The organism is Streptomyces vilmorinianum (assembly GCF_005517195.1).
In the GTDB taxonomy this organism is placed as follows: domain Bacteria; phylum Actinomycetota; class Actinomycetes; order Streptomycetales; family Streptomycetaceae; genus Streptomyces; species Streptomyces vilmorinianum.
In genome coordinates, this window is the sequence record NZ_CP040244.1 from 3,907,340 (window position 1) to 3,925,043 (window position 17,704).

Below are 17,704 nucleotides of genomic sequence, written 5' to 3' on the forward strand. Positions count from 1 at the left end.
CTGTCGGGTGTTTCGTCTGTCCCGGCGATTATCCCGTGGCGGCGATCCGCACGTCGCGCCACAGGGCGTGGGCGGCGCTCGCGCCCTCGGTGCGGTCGCGGGGGACGTCCCAGACGTGGACCGTGGGGGCGGACGGGTCCGTGAGCGGGGCCCAGCCGGGGTCTCCGGTGGCCGCGAAGGCGGCCCAGGCGCGGACCACGCGCCCCGACAGGGCGTGGTCGTCCGCGTCGGCGGGGCCGCCGGTGAGGAAGTCGACGCCCGTGGCCTCCAGGGTGCCGAGAGCGAAGGGCACGTCGGCGGCGTGCCAGGCCCTGACCCGGCTGCCGTCGGGGCGGGTGCGCCGGCGGTCGAACCGCGACAGGTACGTGCGGCCACCGCCGTCGCCCGCGCGGGCATGGGCCTCGGCGAGGTGGACGGTGTGGGCGGTGAAGAGGCCGTCCCCCGCGATCGCGAGGAACACGTCGAGCACCGGGGCCTGCGGCATGAGGACGCGGTACTCCTCGACGAGGCGCGGGGGAAGACCGTAGTCCTCGGCGAATCGCCGGATCCCCTCCTCGGTGGTGACCGCCGGCATGGAGCCGACCTCGCGCATCAGCCAGTACTCCTCGGTGGTGTGACACACCAGGAGGTCGACCTGCCGTCCCGCGCCGTCGGCCAGGGCGTCGAGCGGGTCGCGGGTCAGCACCTCGCCGTCGAGCACCGGGCCGTAGAGGACGGTGTCGTAGTGGAGGAAGCCCGACGAGGGGTCGGCCGCGTACCGCGCCACCACCCGGTCCGATGCCTCGACGAGGGCCTGCGGGCTCGCGGAGAGCAGGCCCTGTGCGGTGGGGGCGACGCCCGCGGCGTCGGCCACCTCGCGGGTCAGCTGTGCGGCGAGCCGGGGCGGGAACGTGGCGTCGGGGACGCTGTGCGCGACGGCGCGCCGGAAGAGGCCGTCGGCGCGGGCCATGCTCATCAGACAGGCGATCGAGCCGCCGCCGGCGGACTGCCCGGCCACCGTCACGTTGTCCGGGTCGCCGCCGAAGGCCGCGATGTTGTCGCGTACCCACTCCAGCGCCGCGATCTGGTCGAGCAGGCCTCGGTTGTCGGGGAAGCCGGGCACGTGCCCGAACCCTTCGAAGCCGAGCCGGTAGTTGCAGGTGACCACGGTGAGGCCGGCCCGCGCCAGGGCGGTCCCGTCGTAGTCGGGCTGGGCCGAGGACCCGAAGGTGTACGCGCCGCCGTGGATGAGGAAGAGCACGGGCAGCGGGCCCTGGGCGTCCGTCGGCGACCAGATGTTGAGGCTGAGCACGTCCTCCTGGTCCGGGCGCCAGACCGGGGCGCCGGGCAGCTCCGCGGACTGCGGGGCGACGGGCCCGAAGCGGGTGCAGTCCCGCACCCCGTCCCAGGCCGCGGCGGCCGCGGGCGCCTGGAAGCGCCGGGCGCCGAACGGCGGTGCGGCGTACGGGATGCCCAGCGTGATCCGGAGGCCGTCGACGACCGTGCCCCGTACCGATCCCTGCTTCGTCACCACGGTCTCGTCGGCGGCACGCGCTCGCACAGGCTGATCTCCGCTCTCGTCGCCGGCGGGCTCTCCGCGCGGCAGCAGCACACCGTCGCACGAGGCCCGGCAACGGGCAATCGAATAAAGATCGTCAAAGAGCCGTGCCGGAGGTCCCGTCGAGGGCCGTCTCGTCCCGGTCGAGGGGCTGCTCGGCCCAGATCACCTTGCCCTCGGCCGTGTAGCGGGTGCCCCAGCGCCGGGTGAACTGGGAGATGAGGAAGAGGCCGCGGCCACCCTCGTCGGTCGTGCGGGCGTGCCGCAGATGGGGCGAGGTGCTGCTGGCGTCGAACACCTCGCAGATCAGTGTGCGTTCGAGGATGAGGCGCAGCCGGATCGGTCCGGAGGCGTGCCGGATGGCGTTGGTGACCAGTTCGCTGACGACGAGTTCGGTGGTGAAGGCGAGCTCTTCCAGCCCCCAGGCGGCCAGTTGGCGCGCGGCCATCACCCGGGCGCGGGCGACGACGGCCGGGTCGGCGGGCAGATCCCATACGGCGACCTGTCCGGCCGCCAGGCTGCGGGTCCTGACCAGCAGCAGGGCCGCGTCGTCGGTGTACGGCCTGCTGGGCGCCAGTTCGTCGACGACGCTCCGGCAGAGCTGGTCGAGGGGCAGGTCCCGTGACTCCAGGACGCGGCGCAGCCCGTCCTTGCCGGCCCCGGGGGCGGCGATCAGGCCGTCGGTGTAGAAGGCGAGCACGCTGCCCTCCTCCAGGGGCAGCTCGACGGACTCGAACGGCAGTCCGCCGATGCCCAGGGCCGGGCCCTCGGGGAGTTCGGGGAAGCCGACCGTGCCGTCGGGCGCGAGGACGGCGGGCGCGAGGTGTCCCGCGCTCGCCAGGTCGCAGCGCAGGCTGACCGGGTCGTACACGGCGTACAGGCAGCTGGCTCCGACGGCCCCGGGGGTGGCCGCGCCGACGATGTCGGCCTCCCGCCCCTCCCGCGTCACCTGGACGACGAGGTCGTCGAGGTGGGCCAGGAGTTCCTCGGGCGAGAGATCGAGGTCCGCGAGGGTGCGTACGGCCGTACGGAGCTGGCCCATGGTGGCTGCGGCCTCGATGCCGTGCCCGAGCACCTCGCCGACCACCAGGGCGACCCGGGCCCCGGACAAGGGGATGACGTCGAACCAGTCGCCGCCGAGTCCGGACAGTTCGTCGGCCGGCCGGTAGAAGGAGGCGGCGTCGACCGCCTCCTGTGCCGGTACGCCGTGCGGGAGGAGGCTGCGCTGCAGCACGAGTGCGGCGGCGCGCTCGCGGGCGTAGCGGCGGGCGTTGTCGAGGCAGACGGCGGCGCGGGCGACGAGTTCCTCCGCGAGCCGCAGATCGTCCTCGTCGAACGCCTCGTCGCGCCGCGCGCGGAAGAAGGTGGTGACGCCGAGGGTGACGCCGCGGGCGAGGATCGGCACGACGATCGCCGTGTGGGCGACGGGTTCGGCGGGGGTGGCCGCCCCTGCTGCGGTGGTCGTACGCGGGCCGGGGGTCTCGCCGGTGTCGGCGGTCTCCGGGGTGGGGAGGGCCGATTCCCTGGCGGCGGCGTCCAGCCGTGCGGCACGCCAGGGGCGGCCGTGGGCCAGGCAGCCGATCTGGGGCGACGCCGGCCGGTACGCGGCCGGCTCGCCCGGTTCCACGACCTGCTCGGCGGCGCGGGCGCGCACGGTCTGTCCGCCCGCGCGCACCAGTCGTACGGCGGTGGCGCCGGCCGTCGGGCCCGTGGGCGGTTCCGCGCCCCTGAGCACGGAGTCGAGGAGGTCGACGGCGACGAAGTCCGCGAGGCCCGGCACCGCCACGTCGGCCAGGTCCTGGGCCGTGGCCATGACGTCCAGGCTGCGCCCGATGCACTCGCTCGCCCGGGCCATCAGGGCCAGGCGCAGGCGCGCCCGGTAGCGGTCGGTGATGTCGACGACCGAGTAGCAGACCCCTAGGGCACGGCCGTTGTCGTCGTCGAGCCGGATGAACGACATGGCGTGGGCGTGGTCCCGGTCGGGATCGGCCCGGGTACGCCCCACGTGCTCGTACCCCATGACCGGCTCGCCGGTCTCCAGCACCTGGCGCATCTTCGCCTCGAGGAGGTCCGCGTCGAGCCCGGGCTGGATCTCCGCCAGGCGCCGGCCGCGGCGCTCCTCGAAGCGGCCGCCGCCGAACAGCTCCAGGGCCGTGTTGGACCAGACGCACCGCAGCTCGGTGTCCACGAGCGCCATGCCGACGGGCGACTGTCTGAGCATCCGCTCGAACAGGGCGGGCTCCATGTCCGGCCTGCGGGTCCGCTCCGCGCGCACGGCCATGGCCAGCCAGCGCGCCGGGCCGGCCTCTCCGGGGAGCGGCACCACGGTGACGTCGACGGGGACGCTTCCTCCGTCCCGGTGACGTGCCAGGAGCACGCCCGACCAGCCGCCGTCCCTCGCGCTGCTCTCGGCGATGGCGGGGAGGCGTGCGGCCTCGCCCGGGGCGAGGAGGGAGTCGACGTGTCTGCCCCTCAGCTCCGCCCCGGGATGTCCGAGCAGCCGCTCCGCCGCGTGGGGGCGCCCGACGACGGTGCCGCCCTCGTCGAAGAGAAGGACGGCGGAGTCGGCGACGGCGAGCGGCGCCGCCTGCCCGGTGGTGTCTGTGCCCTCAGGTCTCCCCACGGCCCTCGGCTCCGTTCTCACACCCCGTCCCTGTTCATCCCTTTTATCACAATATGAAATGATTCCTGTCGTGCCACCGGGTTCCCGTGTCACCCCTTCGGCGGACGGCCCGGGTTCCCGGTCGGCCGGAGAGGTTAGTAGCTGTTGGTCAGCTCTCGAAGACCGACGAGCAGGGAGGCGGGCAGCATGACGCGACCGAGGATTCTCGTGGTGGGCGCCGGGTTCGCCGGGGTCGCCTGTGTACGGCGCCTGGAGCGGCGTCTCACCGACAGGGAGGCGCGGATCTCGCTCCTCTCGCCCTTGTCGTACCAGCTCTATCTCCCCCTGCTCCCCCAGGTGGCGGCCGGGGTCCTGACCCCGCAGTCGGTCGCGCTGTCGTTGCGGCGCAGCGAGCGGCACCGCACGCGGATCATCCCGGGCGGCGCCGTCGGCGTGGACACCCGGGCGAAGGTCTGTGTCATCCGCACGATCACCGGCGAGCTCGTCGACGAGCCGTACGACCACCTCGTGCTGGCGCCCGGCAGCGTGACGCGCACGTTCGACATCCCGGGGTTGAGTGAGCACGCGCGGGGCATGAAGACGCTCGCCGAGGCGGTGTACATCCGTGACCACGTGATCGCCCAGCTCGATCTCGCCGACGCCGGGCAGGACGAGGAGGAGCGTGCGGCGCGGCTGCGGTTCGTGGTGGTGGGCGGCGGTTACGCGGGGACGGAGACGGCCGCCTGTCTGCAGCGGCTGACCCACAACGCGGTCAAGCGCTATCCGCGCCTGGACCCGAACCTGATCAGGTGGCATCTGGTGGATGTCGCGCCCAAGCTCATGCCCGAGCTGGGCGAGCGGCTGGGCAGCGCCGCGCTGGAGATTCTGCGCCGGCGCGGGATCGAGGTCTCGCTCGGGGTCTCGGTCGCCTCCGTGGACGACGAGGCCGTGACGCTCACCGACGGCCGGGTGCTGCCCAGCCGCACCCTGATCTGGACGGCCGGTGTCGCCGCGAGCCCGCTGATCGCCACGCTGGACGCGGAGACGCACAGGGGCCGGCTCGTGGTGGGCGCCGACATGGCCGTCCCCGGTATGGACGGGGTGCACGCCCTCGGCGACGCCGCGGCGGTGCCGGACCTGGCCGGGAAGGTGGAGGGCGCCGTCTGCCCGCCGACCGCCCAGCACGCCCTTCGTCAGGGCAAGCAGGTCGCCGACAACCTCATCGCGACGCTGCGGGGCGAGCAGACGTACCCGTACCACCACCGGGATCTGGGCCTGGTGGTGGACCTGGGCGGCCGGGACGCCGTCTCGAAGCCGCTCGGCGTCGAACTCCACGGCACACCCGCCCAGGCGGTCGCCCGCGCCTACCACTGGTCGGCGCTGCGCACCAACGTCGCCAAGACCCGGGTGATGACCAACTGGCTGCTCAACGCCGTGGCCGGTGACGACTTCGTCCGTACGGGATTCCTGGCGTCCAGGTCCGGCACACTGGCCGACTTCGAGCACGTCGACGCCTATCTCACGCCCGAACAGGTCCGCGCCCACACGGCCGCCCTGCGCGCTCGGTCCTGACACCGCGGTGACGCCGAACGCGGGCCGGCGGTGGCGGACCGTCAGAGCCAGCCGTTGCGGCGGAAGCTCCGGTGGAGCAGGAAGCACGCGACGACCATCGCTCCGACGACGAGCGGATAGCCGTAGGTCCAGCGCAGCTCGGGCATGTGCTCGAAGTTCATGCCGTACACCCCGCAGACCATCGTGGGGACGGCGACGATCGCCGCCCATGCCGTGATCTTGCGCATGTCCTCGTTCTGGGCGACGGTCACCTGCGCCAGATGCGCCTGCAGGATCGAGTCGAGGAGCGCGTCGAACGACGTGATCTGCTCCGTGATCCGGGACAGGTGGTCGGCGACGTCGCGGAAGTACGGCTGGATGTCGGCGGAGACGAGCGGCAGCGGCTGCGAGGCCAGGGTCTGCAGAGGGCGGTCGAGCGGTGTCACCGCCCGCTTGAGTTCCAGGAGTTCGCGCTTGAGCTGGTAGACGCGGCCGGCGTCGCCGCGGGACGCCTGTTCGCTGAAGACGGCTGTCTCGACGGCGTCGATGTCGTTCTGCACGGAGTCGGCGACGGCCAGGTAGTCGTCCACGACGTGGTCGGCGATGGCGTGCAGGACGGCGGCCGGTCCCTTGGCCAGCTGCTCGGGGTCGGCCTCCAGGGTCTCCCGCAGCGGGCCGAGCGAACCGTGCCTGCCGTGCCGTACGGTGATGACGAAGTCGGGTCCCGTGAAGACCATGAGCTCGCCGGTGTCGACGACCTCGCTGGTGGCGGTGAGCTCCTCGTGCTCGACGTAGCGGACCGTCTTGAAGACCGCGAAGAGCGTCTCGTCGTACCGCTCCAGTTTCGGCCGCTGATGGGCGTGCACGGCGTCCTCGACGGCCAGCGGATGCAGCCCGAACAGTTCGGCGAGACCGGCGAATTCCTCAACGGACGGCTCGTGCAGCCCGATCCAGACGAATCCGTCACCGGAGCCGCGGACCCGGCGCACCGCCTCGTCCGCGGGACACGCCCCCTTCTGCCGTGCCCCGTCCTCGTAGAACACGCAGTTGACCACGGAGCTCCCGAGCGGCGAGCGCGCCGGGTGGCTCAGGTCGACGGTCCGGCGGTAGGCACGGCGGACGGTGCGCCGCAGAGTGCGGATTATCGGCACGGTGGGCTCCTCGGGACGATCAGCGGCCAGTGTGCCACTCCTGACAATTGTCATGTCTTTCCTGTGAACAAGATCCTCCCGCGGGTGGAGGACCGGCCGAACCCTCACGACCAGGATGGAATCACCGCAGTCACCGAAGGAAGCAGGATCCACCCATGTCCTCACCCCGCCTGTACGCCGTCGCCGCGGCGACCGTGCTCGCCCTGTCCGCCGCGGCGTTACCGGCACAGGCCGCCGGCCTCGGCCCTGGCCACGGCTCCCCGGTCGCCGGCCAGGTCCAGTCCCAGTCCCAGGTCCAGGTCCAGTCCCTCGACCGTCTGGACCGCGCCGCGCTGCGCGGCTCGCTCGACGCCTTCCACAAGGCGGGGATGTACGGCGCCTATTCGGCGGTCCGCGACGGCTCCGCGCGGTGGCGGGGAGCCACCGGGTTCGCCGATGTCGGCACCCAGCGGCCCACGCGGCCCGACCTGGAGCACCGGATCGGCAGCGTCACCAAGACCTTCACGGCCGTCGCCGTGCTCCAGCAGGCCGCCGCCGGCCGCATCGATCTGGACGCTCCCGTCGGCCGGTATCTGCCCGACGTCGTTCCCGGTGAGCGGGGGCGGCAGGTGACCGTGCGGATGTTGCTCAACCACACCAGCGGGATCGCCGATTACGTGCTTCCCGCCTTCCCCGGCCTGCTGGAGAACCCCGGCAAGACCCTCGACGAGAACCGCTTCCGCGACATCGCCCCCGAGGAACTCGCCCGCCTGGGTCTCGCGGCGCCGCCCGTCGTGGAGCGCGGCACGTTCTCGTACGCCAACACCAACTACATCCTCGCGGGGCTGCTGCTGGAGCGGGTGACCGGCCAGGAGGCGGAGGCGTACATCACCCGGAACGTCATCCGCAAGGCCGGCCTGCGCCACACGTACTTCCCGCGCTCGGCGTCCCTCAAGGGACCGCACGCCCGGATGTACGAGTCGTTCTACGGTCTGATAGACCCGCCGCGCGACTACAGCGTCTACGACATGTCCTGGGCCGGCACGGCCGGCGCCATGGTCTCGACGACGAGCGACCTCAACGACTTCTACCGCGCGCTGCTCAGCGGCCGGCTGCTCGGCGCGGCGCAGCTGCGCGAGATGAAGACGACCGTGCCGGCGTACGAGACGGAGCCGGGCGAGGAGGCGCAGATGCGCTACGGCCTGGGCATCTACACGCTCAAGCTGCCGAGCGGCGGCTGGTACTGGGGCCACGACGGCGCCGTCTTCGGCGCGGGGACGTGGGCCCTGTCCACGGAGGACGGTCGCCGTCAGGTCGCCATCGGCTACAACCTGATGAAGTACCAGCGCTTCGACGACCAGGGCCGCCCGCTGCCGGACCCCGTGACCGCCGCGCTGTACGCGCACGTGGACGGGGCCCTGTCCGGGGCCGCGGCGGCCGCCCGCCGCGCGGCTCCGCAGCATCCGCCGGTCCTGCCCGACCGGCTGCTCGCCCCGGACGCACTGCGCCACGCGTCGCTGCGGTAGCGGCCGTTCGCCCGTGAACCGGTGCCCGTACCCTGCGTTCTCCCGCGCGGGGTACGGGTGTCATCATCACCGGTCATGAGAGCTCTTCTTGGTGTCGACCTGCCGGGATTCCGACTCGTCGAACCCGATGTCTGGGTCAGCGACGCGGGCGACGTGCTGTCGCTGCATTTCTTCGCGCTGCGCCCCGATCTGCCCGCGTCGCTGGACGACGGCCCGTCGCTGCGGGCCGCGTTGACCCGCATGACGGCGGACGCCGGCGGCGGGCTGATCGAGGCATCGGTGAAGTCGCTGGGCGAGCTGCCCGCGCTGCGTCAGATACTGAAGCTGCCGCTGCCGGGGCAGCCCAACGGGCAGGTCTTCATCGGTAGTTTCACCGTTCCGCGCGCGGAGTGCAGCACGGTGGTGAAGATCCAGGCACCCGAGCGCGGGATGACCGGGATGCGGGAGGCCATGGTGATGGCACAGGTCGGCCCCGGCGCGTTCTTCCGGGCCCATCCCTACGCCCCGGAGGTCACGGGCGGACTGCCGTTCCACGCCGCCGATCACGTGCAGTACGACGCCCAGTTCCCCGACCATCCGCTGACCCGGGTGAGGGGCGTGCTCGGGGCGCTCGCGGAGGGCGTCGAGGTGGTACCGGAGTTCGCGGCGCTGCCGCCCTTCACGGCCTGACGGAGCCAGGGATGTCCGCGGCCGCCGATGTGGACAGGCCGGCGACCGCGGTCCGGGTCCGTGTCCGGGTCCGGGTCCGTGTCCGGGTCCGGGATCAGTCCGCCACGGCCCGCAGGAGCGCCTTCGGACCGATGAGGGCGGTGGAGCCCGGGGCCGTACAGGCGTGGGCTCCGGCCACCGCGCCCAGTCGGGCGCAGTCCAGGACGTCGCGGCCCGCGAGCCTGCCGTAGAGGAAGCCGCTGACGAAGGCATCGCCGGCGCCGTTGGAGTCCACGACGGGCGCGTCGGGGGCGACCGCCGGGATGTGGTGCGGCGTGGGGCCCCCGTCCCTGGTCAGGACGTAGGAGCCGTCCGCCCCCGCCGTGGCGACCACGGTCCGCGCGCGGCCCTCGCGCAGGATCTCCCGCATGAGCGCCGTGGTTCCCTCGCCCGCGCCCGCCGCGCTGAGGAAGACCAGGTCGGAGCGGAGGGCGAACTCCCGGTGGTGGTCGGCCAGTCCGTCCCAGTCGTGCAGATCGGTGGAGACGGGGACGCCGAGGTCCTCGATGTCGTCGTACAGGAACCGGGCGAAGTTCATGATGGACACGTGGACATGGCGCGTGCGCCGCAGCCGGGGCAGGTAGAACTCCCGGGGCATGCGCAGGGAGGCCGGGTCCCGGGCGTCGTAGAAGGACATCCTGCGCCCGGTCGCGTCCACGAGGTTCACCGCGCGCCGGGTGCCGGCGGGCGAGATCACCGGGACGAACTCGACGTCCCCCTCGGCCATGCGCTCACGGACGAGCGCCCCGGTCCAGTCGTCGCCGACGCAGTCGAGCAGCACGACCTTCAGGCCGAGGGCGCGGGTGCCGAGGGCCACGTTTCCCCCGGTGTGGCCGGGCCACTCCTCGATCGGACCGACGGCGACCGAGTCGGCGAGCGGGACCGGCAGGGAATCGACACGGATGACGGTGTCCACTCCGCTGCCACCGATCACCACGACGTCGTACCGCGCGTGTTGTTGACTCACTGATCCGCCTCTCGGGTCCCGCCGCCACCATTGTGACTCCTCCGCCGGAAAACGCTCGCGCCCCATGAGGTGAGCCGTTGACTTCCGTCTGTCGCGGCGAGGTACGCCACGCGACGACGAGGGGAGCCGGTGATGGGGACCGAGGGCGCGCGGACGGACCCTCTGGGCTTGTTGCTCGACCAGTTCGACCAGGCCAGGGAGATGGCCCAGGTGCGGCTGACGGGGCTCGGTGACGAGGAGTACCTCTGGGAGCCGGTGGCCGGTTCCTGGTCGATCCGGCGCCGGGGCGAGGCGGCGACGCCCAGGGCGTACGGGCCGGGCGAGTGGGTGCTCGACAAGGGCGCACCGAATATCCCGGCGAGCGAGTACGCCGAGGTCGCCCGGCAAGCCGCGAGCGGCATGACGGTCGCCAAGATCGCCGAAGACTGGAGCGTGAGCGTCGAGCGGGTCGAGCAGGTCCTCGCCCACACCGGTGCGCCGGAGCCCGACGAAACGCCGGTCACCACCATCGCGTGGCGGCTGGGGCACCTGCGCTCCTGCTTCGCGGGTCAACGGGAGTGGTCCTTCGGTGAACGGCGGCAGGAGCCCCAGCTGCTGGTCGACTTCACCCCCTCCGCCGCCTTGGCACTCGAGCGGTTCTGGGCGCTGATCGACCGCCGGCGCGACAGCGTCGCCGCCCTCACCGACGAGCAGCTCGACACGGTCGGCTTCTCCCAGTACCCGTACGGCTCGGATTCCGACGACCCGTTCCTCGCGGTGCCGGCGGCGGCCAAACTCGAATTCATCCACCACATGGCCGAGATCGCGCTGCTCCGCGACCTGTGGCGGGCACGCTTCACCACGTCCGGGTAGGCCCGGGCGCGCGACGCGGGTGATCCCTCCGCGTCTGCGGCATGACCACCCGCGCCGCGGCCACACCCACGCCCAGCCCTCCCCCACGCCCGGCTCTCCGCCGGGCCGTCCTGTCTCGTGGGACACTTGCACCCCGCTAATGAAAACGATTATCGTCTTACTTGTTCGCGCACCATCAATCGTCTTCAAGGGGGGCTTCCTTTGCGTGCCTTCACGCGCACTCTCACCGTCGCCGGTTCCATCGCCGCGGCCATGGCCGTCGGCGGACTCACCGTCGCCCACGCGGCCGGAACGACTCTCTCCCAGGGGCATGTCGACGTACTCGACGTCGAGTACGACGGCGTGGGTCTCGAACTGCACGTGCACGACGAGTCGGTCACGCCGGACGTCGAGTACGCGCCGGCCGATGTGGTCCTCCGGGCGCTGCCCGCCTCGGCCTACACCGTGCCGAGCGGGACGTGCTACAGCCACCTGGGCACGGCCGGTTCCACCGTCTACCGGCTGCCGCAGGTGGAGAACACCAACCTCCTGTGGCCGGGCATCTCCGGCGAGCACCTCGCCACCGGCGTGTTCCAGAACGACAAGGTGCAGGTCAAGCTGGAATCCGTCACGGGTCCCGGAAAGCTCACCGTGTACAAGAACGGCCTGTGCCCGAAGAGCAACCGCTCCTACGACAGCGGTGACGCGACCCTCACCAACACCAGAGACGTCGCCGCGGGCGAGCACGACCACGCCAACTGGGTGTTCACCCAGGCCGGTTCGTACACCGCGACCTTCTCCGTCCGAGGCACGCTGACGAACGGCACACCGGTGGGTCCGACCTCGGCCACCTACACCTTCCAGGTCGGCTGATCACAGACACCGGGGGGCGGCCCGACCCGCCGCCGGGCCGCCCCCCGGCCCCGACTCGCCGAACCGCCCTCTCCCCTCGCTCCGAAGGAGACGCCCCCGATGCGGGCCTCGCTACCGCCACGTACGACGAGAGCCGCCGCTCTCACGGCCGTCCTGTCCCTGCTGGCCGCCGCGCCACTCGCGCGGGCCGCGGACACACCGCCCAGGGAGGCGCCCGCCGGGGAGAGGGTCGTGCTCGACGGCGGCCATCTGGACCTGGCGGCGCGGCTCCGGAACGGGCGGCTCGAGTACCTCGTCAAGGACGGGACGGTCGCGGGTCAGGCCGTCTGGCGTGAACCCTCCGACGTGCTGCTGCACTTCGATCCCCGCCACGAGATCGTCATCCCTCCGCGGGAGGAAGTGCCGCAGTTCGAGGGGTTCGGGGAACCCGGCGAAAGCCTCTGGGTCGACAAGGACTTCGAGTCGGAGGAAGGGCTGCTGTGGCCCGGCTGGAACACCATGGAGATCCTTCCCGCCGATGTCTCGGGACCGGTGAGCGTCACCTTCCCCGAGATCGAGGGCCCCGGCCGGTTCGTCCTCGGGCAGTGGACGGACGACCCCGACTGGGGCATACGGATCGGCGTCACCGTCGACGGCGCCAAGGCCGAACCGGGCTCCGTGTCCCTGCCGGCGTTCACCCATGCCCACCCGCTGTGGATCTTCGACACCGAGGGCGTCTACCGGATCACCATGGAGATGACCGCCACCCTGCCGTCCGGGGCCAAGGTCTCCGACCGGGAGACGCTGGCCGTGGTCGTGGGCGATGTGGATCCCTCGACCGTCGAGCCGGGCACCGGGACGCCCGCGCCGACACCCACCCCGACGCCGACGCCCACATCCACGCCCACCCCGACGCCCACGCCGACGTCGACGCCCAGTCAGACGCCCACACCCACACGGACCCCCACGGCTACGCCGACATCCACGTCCGCGCCTACGGACGGTCCGGCGCCGACGCCCACCCCGACCGGCCCCCCGACGCCGTCCGCCACTCCCCCGGTGACGTCCATGCCGACCACGTCCCCGGCCCAGGCGCCCACCGCGGCTCCCGCCCCGGGCGGCAGGCTCGCGTCGACCGGCGCGGGCGTCGCGCTCCCGGCCGGCATCGCCGTCGCCGCGGTCCTCGCCGGCGGCGCCGCCGTCCTGTACGTGCGTCGCAGGAAGGCCGCGTGATGAGGCGCACCCGCACGGCCGTCGCGGGCGCCGCGCTGGCCGCCGCGCTGGCGGCGGGCTGCGGTCCCGGCGGCTCCGGCGGCTCCGGCGGCGGCTCCGCGGAGCTGACGGTCTCCACCACCACCGCGATCATCGCCGACCTCGTGCGCAACGTGGGCGGGGACCGGGTCGACGTGCGCTCCGTCGTCCCGCACCACGGCGACCCGCACTCGTACGAACCGAGCCCCGGCGACGCGGCCAGGATCGCCCGCTCCGACCTCGTCTTCAGCAACGGCCTGCTCCTCGAGGAGCCCGGCATCATGAAGATGATCCACACCAACGCGCCCGAGGGCACGCCCAAGGTGCCGATCAGCGAGAAGCTGGAGCAGTACGGCGGCTCGGTCATCAAGCTCAAGGAGGACCTGGGCCTGGGCGTCCTCTGGCTCGGCTGGGCCGTCGAGGGGGAGGTCCCGGGCGACGGTACCCAGGTCCGTACGACGGCCACCGCGCTGGAGGGACCGGGCGACCTCCACGTGTACCTGACGGACACGCTCGGCACCCCGCAGGGATACATCGACTCCACCGACGGCTTCGACGCGAAGGACTCCTTCACCCTGCCGCCGGAGGCCCACACCCACGTCAACTGGGTGTTCAGCGAGCCGGGTACGTACCGGCTCACCGTGCAGGGCAGGACCGAGGCGCTGGACGGGACGACCACGCCGGTCGGCAGCGGCACGATCACCTTCGTCGTGGGCGGGACCGCGGCCCCGGTCGGCACGACCGTGCTCGACGGCGGCCACGCGGACGTCGCGCTCAACGCGCGGACCCGGTCCGTCCAGGTGCGCGCCGACGATCCGGCGACGGGGAAGCGGACGTACCACCCCGCCGACTCGGTCGTGCTCTCCGTGCCGGACCGGGCGAAGGAGACGGTGCCCGAGGAGGGCGCGTACCGGTTCCTCGGGAAGCCCGGCGCGGACATCTGGGTACTGCCGCAGGCCGTCATCGGCAAGCACGTGCACGGCGAGATGGATCCGCACGCCTGGGAGGACGTCGCCAACGCGGAGGCGTACGTACGCCGGATCGAGGCCGAGCTGATCAAGGCCGACCCGAAGGGCAGGGCGACGTACGAGCGCAACGCCGCGCGCTATCTGAAGCAGCTGGCCCAGTTGGACGACCACGTCGCCCGGACGCTCGCCGGCGTTCCGGCGGCCCACCGGAAGCTCATCACCACGCATGACGCCTTCGGCTACCTCGCCCACGCCTACGGCATGGAGGTCGCGGGCTTCGTGGTGCCCGTGCCGAGCCGAGAACCGAGCGCCGCGGAGGTCGAGAGGCTCCGCGACACCATCCGCGAGCAGAAGGTGCCCGCGGTCTTCCTCGAACCCAACCTGGCCGCGCGCGCGGACGTCCTGCGCCGCGTCGCCGAGGACGAGGGCGTCGGCATCTGCACGATCTACGGCGACTCCTTCGACGACACGGTCCACGACTACGTCTCGATGATGCGCCACAACGCGAAGGAACTGGCCCGTTGCCTGGGCCAGGAGGGGAGTTGAGCCCGATGAGGCTCGTACGGAACAGCAGGATCGCTCTCGCGGCGGCGGGCGCGCTGGCCCTCGGGGGGACGGCGATGACCGTCCCGCCGACGGAGAACACGGCGGAACACGCGGCGCAGGGCGCGCCCGTCGTGGCGCCGGTCACGCTGGCCGACGGCACGCTGAGCCTGGGGGCGGGCGGCGTCCTCGACGTCGACGACACCCATCGCGTGTCCGGGCCGGACGGCACGGACGTCTGGGAGCTGAGCCCGCTCTGGGACACCACCGGCCTGCCGGCCGGGGCCGTGCGCGGCGACGGAGTGCGCTGGTCGCTGACCGGCGTCGAGGGTCCCGGCACGCTGAAGGCGTACGCGGCCGAGGACGCGCGGGACGGTACGCCGCCCCTCGTACGGTTCGACAGCTCCGACGGCCTGCCGGACGGGTACGACCTGGCGGCGGGGGCACGAGGCGAGACGCGCTGGGCGTTCGACGCGGCCGGGACCTATCTGGTGACCCTGACGGCCGAAGCGGACACGGGGGCGGAGGGCAGCGGCCCGCTGAGCGCGGAGGTCCGATACACCGTACGGGTGGGGGACGCGGCCGTCGCCACCCCCGCCCCCACTCCCCCTCCCTCTTTCGAGGCTCCCGAAGTCCCGGAGGCTCCTGAGGTCCCGCTGGGTCCCGCCGTCGCCGAGCCGGCCGCTCCGGCCGCCGCGCCCCGGCTCGTGGCCGCGCCCGCCGAGCCGGTCGAGACCGCGCGGAAGGTCCTGGACGAGGGGCACATCGACATCGCCGCGCGCGTGGTCGACGGGACGATGCAGATCCATGTCAAGGACGGGACGGTCCCGGGCACGACGGTCTGGCGCGAGCCGTCCTCCGTCGTGCTGCACGTCAAGCCGGAGGCCCGCAGGACGGTTCCGGCGAACAAGGACTTCGCGTTCCTGGGCGCTCCCGGCGCACCCGTCTGGCTGCTCGACCAGGTGCAGCAGCCGGGGCTGCTCTGGCCTGGCTGGTCGACGGAGAACATCGCGGCGGGGGCCGCCAAGGGCGAGGTCGAGTTCAAGCTGGTGAAGGCCGAGGGCCCCGGGAACTTCGCGCTGTACAACTATGACGGCCTGTCCGGCGCGACGGTCCGGTTCGACAGCGGGGACGGGGTCCCGGACGCCTTCGGCGTACCGCAGAACACCCACGCGCACGGCGGCTGGGCCTTCGGCGAGGAGGGCGTGTACCGGCTGACGTTCTCGATGTCGGGGACCTTGGCGAACGGCGCGAAGGTCAGCGACACGGAGACGGTGGCGTTCGCGGTGGGGGCGACCGACCCGGCGAAGGTCCCGGCGGGCGGCTCCGACGGCGGCACGACGGGCGGAACGACCGCCGGCACGACCGCCGGCACGACCGCCGGCACGACCGGCGGGACGACCGGTGGCGCGGCTTCCACGGGCGGTACGTCGACGGGTGGCGGCGCCTCGACCGGTGGGTCGGCGACCGGCGGTACGACGGGTGGCGACGCGACCGGAGGTTCCCGCGCCGGAGGCTCCATGGCGTCCACCGGCGCGGGCTCCACCGTGCTCCTCGGCGGGACGGCCGCCGCGCTCGCCGTCGTAGGGACCGGTGCGGTCGTCCTCACCCGCAGGCGCGGCGCATGACGGCCACCGACGAGGAACTGCTGCGGATCGACTCCGTCTCCGTCGTCCTCACCGGCCGCACCGCCGTGGAGAACGCCTCGCTGACCGTGTCCGCGGGAGAACTGGTCGGCCTGCTGGGGCCCAACGGGGCGGGGAAGACGACACTGCTTCGCGCGGCGCTCGGGCTCACCGCGACATCGGCCGGCGCGATCTCCACGACCGGCCGGGTCGGCTACGTACCCCAACGCCACGAGTTCGCCTGGGACTTCCCCATCGACGTGGCGGGCGCCGTACTGAGCGGCCGTACGAGGGCGATCGGCTGGCTCCGGCGGCCGCGGGCCCACGACCGGGCGGCCGCGGACGCGGCCCTGGAGCTCGCCGGGCTGACCGCGCTGCGCCGCCGTCCCCTCGGGGAGCTGTCGGGAGGGCAGCGCCAGCGCGTCCTGGTGGCGCGCGCCCTCGCGTGCGAACCCCGGCTGCTGCTGCTCGACGAGCCGTTCACCGGCGTCGACGTCCCCACGCAGGAGTTGCTCGACGAACTCTTCGGCCGGCTGGCCGCCGACGGCAGAGGACTGCTGATGACCACGCACGACCTGGCGGCGGCCGCCCGCACCTGCAAGCGGGTGGTGCTCCTGAACCGAACGGTCGTCGCCGAGGGCGGCCCCGGTCTCCTCGCCGATCCGCAGCAGATGCTGCGGGCCTTCGGTCTCGACCGGGCGATCCGTCCGGAGGCGGTCGCATGAGCGAGCTGCTGGCCTTCTTCACCGACCCGTGGCAGCTGCCGTTCATGCGGCGCGCCTTCGCGGTCGCCGCGATCGTCGGCCTGGTGTGCGGGGTCGTGGGGGTCTACGTGGTCCTGCGCGGCATGGCGTTCATCGGCGACGCGGTGGCCCACTCGGCCTTCCCCGGGGTGGCGCTCGCGTACGCCTTCGAGGGCAATCTGCTCCTCGGCGGCGCGGCGGCCGGGGCGACGACGGCGGTCCTCATCGCCTTCGTCTCCCAGAACCGCCGGCTGAAGGAGGACACCGTCATCGGTGTCTTCTTCGCCTTCGCGTTCGGCCTCGGCATCGTGCTCGTGTCGACGCGGGACAGCTGGACCACGGATCTGTCCTCGTTCCTCTTCGGCCAGGTCCTCGCGGTCGACTCCTCCGACGTCTGGCGGGTCGCGGGCATCGGCGCGGTCCTCGTCGCCGTCGTCCTGGCGCTGCGCAAGGAGCTGGTCGCCGTCAGCCTCGACCGCGAGACGGCCAGGGCGGCCGGGCTGCCCGTCCTCCCGCTCGACCTGACGCTGTACTGCGTGGTGACCGCCACGATCGTCATGTCGCTGGAGGCGGTCGGCAACATCCTCGTCCTGGCCCTGCTGATCACCCCGGCGGCGACGGCCCGGCTCCTGACGGAGCGTCTGTGGGCGATGACGCTGCTCGCCTCGGCGATCGGCTGCGCCGGCAGCCTCGCCGGCCTGTACGTGAGTTACGCCTACGACCTCGCGGCCGGCGGATCGGTCGTCGTCGTGCTCACCGCCCTGTTCGCGCTGGTCTGGCTCCTCGCACCACGCCACGGCCTCGCGGCACGCCTGAAACCCGCCACCAGGACCTCGACCACGGCCTCGACCGCCGCATAGCGAGATGAAC

Annotated in this window: 14 protein-coding genes; 10 read left to right on the forward strand and 4 right to left on the reverse strand. The window is 72.8% G+C overall.

Features of this window, described 5'->3' with window-relative positions; genetic code table 11:
* Nucleotides 1-28 precede the first annotated feature (28 nt).
* Together FDM97_RS18405 and FDM97_RS18410 are read right to left on the reverse strand one after the other, a co-directional pair.
* Complete coding sequence (locus FDM97_RS18405; protein ID WP_432816226.1) at nucleotides 29-1,540, reverse strand: carboxylesterase/lipase family protein; 1,512 nt, start codon at nucleotides 1,538-1,540, stop codon at nucleotides 29-31.
* A 94-nt stretch (nucleotides 1,541-1,634) separates the two neighbouring features.
* The gene (locus FDM97_RS18410; RefSeq protein WP_137991491.1) at nucleotides 1,635-4,160 is read right to left on the reverse strand and encodes a SpoIIE family protein phosphatase; all 2,526 of its coding nucleotides are present in this window, start codon (nucleotides 4,158-4,160) and stop codon (nucleotides 1,635-1,637) included.
* 186 nt (nucleotides 4,161-4,346) lie between these two features.
* Between FDM97_RS18410 and FDM97_RS18415 the strand changes: the two genes are divergently transcribed.
* Nucleotides 4,347-5,711, forward strand: a complete 1,365-nt coding sequence (locus tag FDM97_RS18415) for an NAD(P)/FAD-dependent oxidoreductase (RefSeq protein WP_137991492.1) — start codon at nucleotides 4,347-4,349, stop codon at nucleotides 5,709-5,711.
* Between the two features lie 41 nt (nucleotides 5,712-5,752).
* On the opposite strand, the gene FDM97_RS18420 is transcribed toward FDM97_RS18415, so the two are convergent.
* Nucleotides 5,753-6,841 carry a magnesium and cobalt transport protein CorA gene (locus FDM97_RS18420; RefSeq protein WP_175439158.1) on the reverse strand — a complete coding sequence of 363 codons (1,089 nt, stop codon included), beginning with the start codon at nucleotides 6,839-6,841 and terminating at the stop codon, nucleotides 5,753-5,755.
* A gap of 155 nt (nucleotides 6,842-6,996) precedes the next feature.
* Between FDM97_RS18420 and FDM97_RS18425 the strand changes: the two genes are divergently transcribed.
* Nucleotides 6,997-8,346, forward strand: a complete 1,350-nt coding sequence (locus FDM97_RS18425; protein ID WP_137991493.1) for a serine hydrolase domain-containing protein — start codon at nucleotides 6,997-6,999, stop codon at nucleotides 8,344-8,346.
* Between the two features lie 75 nt (nucleotides 8,347-8,421).
* Nucleotides 8,422-9,015: a hypothetical protein gene (locus FDM97_RS18430; RefSeq protein ID WP_137991494.1), complete on the forward strand. Its 594-nt coding sequence runs from the start codon at nucleotides 8,422-8,424 to the stop codon at nucleotides 9,013-9,015.
* A 94-nt stretch (nucleotides 9,016-9,109) separates the two neighbouring features.
* Here the strand turns inward: FDM97_RS18430 and FDM97_RS18435 are convergent, their stop codons facing one another.
* Nucleotides 9,110-10,021: a carbohydrate kinase family protein gene (locus tag FDM97_RS18435; protein WP_254705653.1), complete on the reverse strand. Its 912-nt coding sequence runs from the start codon at nucleotides 10,019-10,021 to the stop codon at nucleotides 9,110-9,112.
* Between the two features lie 132 nt (nucleotides 10,022-10,153).
* On the opposite strand from FDM97_RS18435, the gene FDM97_RS18440 reads away from it, so the two are divergent.
* The 7 genes from FDM97_RS18440 (at nucleotide 10,154) to FDM97_RS18470 (ending at nucleotide 17,694) form a co-directional block, all read left to right on the forward strand.
* A complete protein-coding gene (locus FDM97_RS18440; protein WP_137991496.1) occupies nucleotides 10,154-10,873 on the forward strand; it encodes a DinB family protein in 720 nt (239 codons plus the stop codon).
* A 201-nt stretch (nucleotides 10,874-11,074) separates the two neighbouring features.
* On the forward strand, nucleotides 11,075-11,725 hold the full coding sequence (locus tag FDM97_RS18445; protein ID WP_137991497.1) for a choice-of-anchor M domain-containing protein: 651 nt from the start codon (nucleotides 11,075-11,077) through the stop codon (nucleotides 11,723-11,725).
* A gap of 99 nt (nucleotides 11,726-11,824) precedes the next feature.
* Nucleotides 11,825-12,937: a choice-of-anchor M domain-containing protein gene (locus FDM97_RS35855; protein WP_175439159.1), complete on the forward strand. Its 1,113-nt coding sequence runs from the start codon at nucleotides 11,825-11,827 to the stop codon at nucleotides 12,935-12,937.
* The gene (locus FDM97_RS18455) at nucleotides 12,937-14,469 is read left to right on the forward strand and encodes an anchored repeat ABC transporter, substrate-binding protein (RefSeq protein WP_137991498.1); all 1,533 of its coding nucleotides are present in this window, start codon (nucleotides 12,937-12,939) and stop codon (nucleotides 14,467-14,469) included. The genes FDM97_RS35855 and FDM97_RS18455 overlap by 1 nt, the downstream gene beginning before the upstream one ends.
* A gap of 5 nt (nucleotides 14,470-14,474) precedes the next feature.
* Complete coding sequence (locus FDM97_RS18460) at nucleotides 14,475-16,094, forward strand: TIGR03773 family transporter-associated surface protein (protein ID WP_254705935.1); 1,620 nt, start codon at nucleotides 14,475-14,477, stop codon at nucleotides 16,092-16,094.
* Complete coding sequence (locus FDM97_RS18465; protein ID WP_137991500.1) at nucleotides 16,091-16,816, forward strand: anchored repeat-type ABC transporter ATP-binding subunit; 726 nt, start codon at nucleotides 16,091-16,093, stop codon at nucleotides 16,814-16,816. Before FDM97_RS18460 ends, FDM97_RS18465 begins: the two co-directional genes overlap by 4 nt.
* Nucleotides 16,813-17,694 (forward strand): anchored repeat-type ABC transporter permease subunit, encoded by an 882-nt coding sequence (locus tag FDM97_RS18470; protein WP_137991501.1) that lies wholly within the window; start codon nucleotides 16,813-16,815, stop codon nucleotides 17,692-17,694. Before FDM97_RS18465 ends, FDM97_RS18470 begins: the two co-directional genes overlap by 4 nt.
* Nucleotides 17,695-17,704: the final 10 nt, after the last annotated feature.

What these genes read in the sequence shown, in the direction of transcription:
- FDM97_RS18415 (WP_137991492.1), top strand. Translation starts at nt 4,347, where the DNA reads ATGACGCGACCGAGGATTCTCGTGGTGGGCGCCGGGTTCGCCGGGGTC.
- FDM97_RS35855 (WP_175439159.1), top strand. Translation starts at nt 11,825, where the DNA reads ATGCGGGCCTCGCTACCGCCACGTACGACGAGAGCCGCCGCTCTCACG.
- FDM97_RS18425 (WP_137991493.1), top strand. Translation starts at nt 6,997, where the DNA reads ATGTCCTCACCCCGCCTGTACGCCGTCGCCGCGGCGACCGTGCTCGCC.
- FDM97_RS18440 (WP_137991496.1), top strand. Translation starts at nt 10,154, where the DNA reads ATGGGGACCGAGGGCGCGCGGACGGACCCTCTGGGCTTGTTGCTCGAC.
- FDM97_RS18465 (WP_137991500.1), top strand. Translation starts at nt 16,091, where the DNA reads ATGACGGCCACCGACGAGGAACTGCTGCGGATCGACTCCGTCTCCGTC.
- FDM97_RS18455 (WP_137991498.1), top strand. Translation starts at nt 12,937, where the DNA reads ATGAGGCGCACCCGCACGGCCGTCGCGGGCGCCGCGCTGGCCGCCGCG.
- FDM97_RS18430 (WP_137991494.1), top strand. Translation starts at nt 8,422, where the DNA reads ATGAGAGCTCTTCTTGGTGTCGACCTGCCGGGATTCCGACTCGTCGAA.
- FDM97_RS18470 (WP_137991501.1), top strand. Translation starts at nt 16,813, where the DNA reads ATGAGCGAGCTGCTGGCCTTCTTCACCGACCCGTGGCAGCTGCCGTTC.
- FDM97_RS18460 (WP_254705935.1), top strand. Translation starts at nt 14,475, where the DNA reads ATGAGGCTCGTACGGAACAGCAGGATCGCTCTCGCGGCGGCGGGCGCG.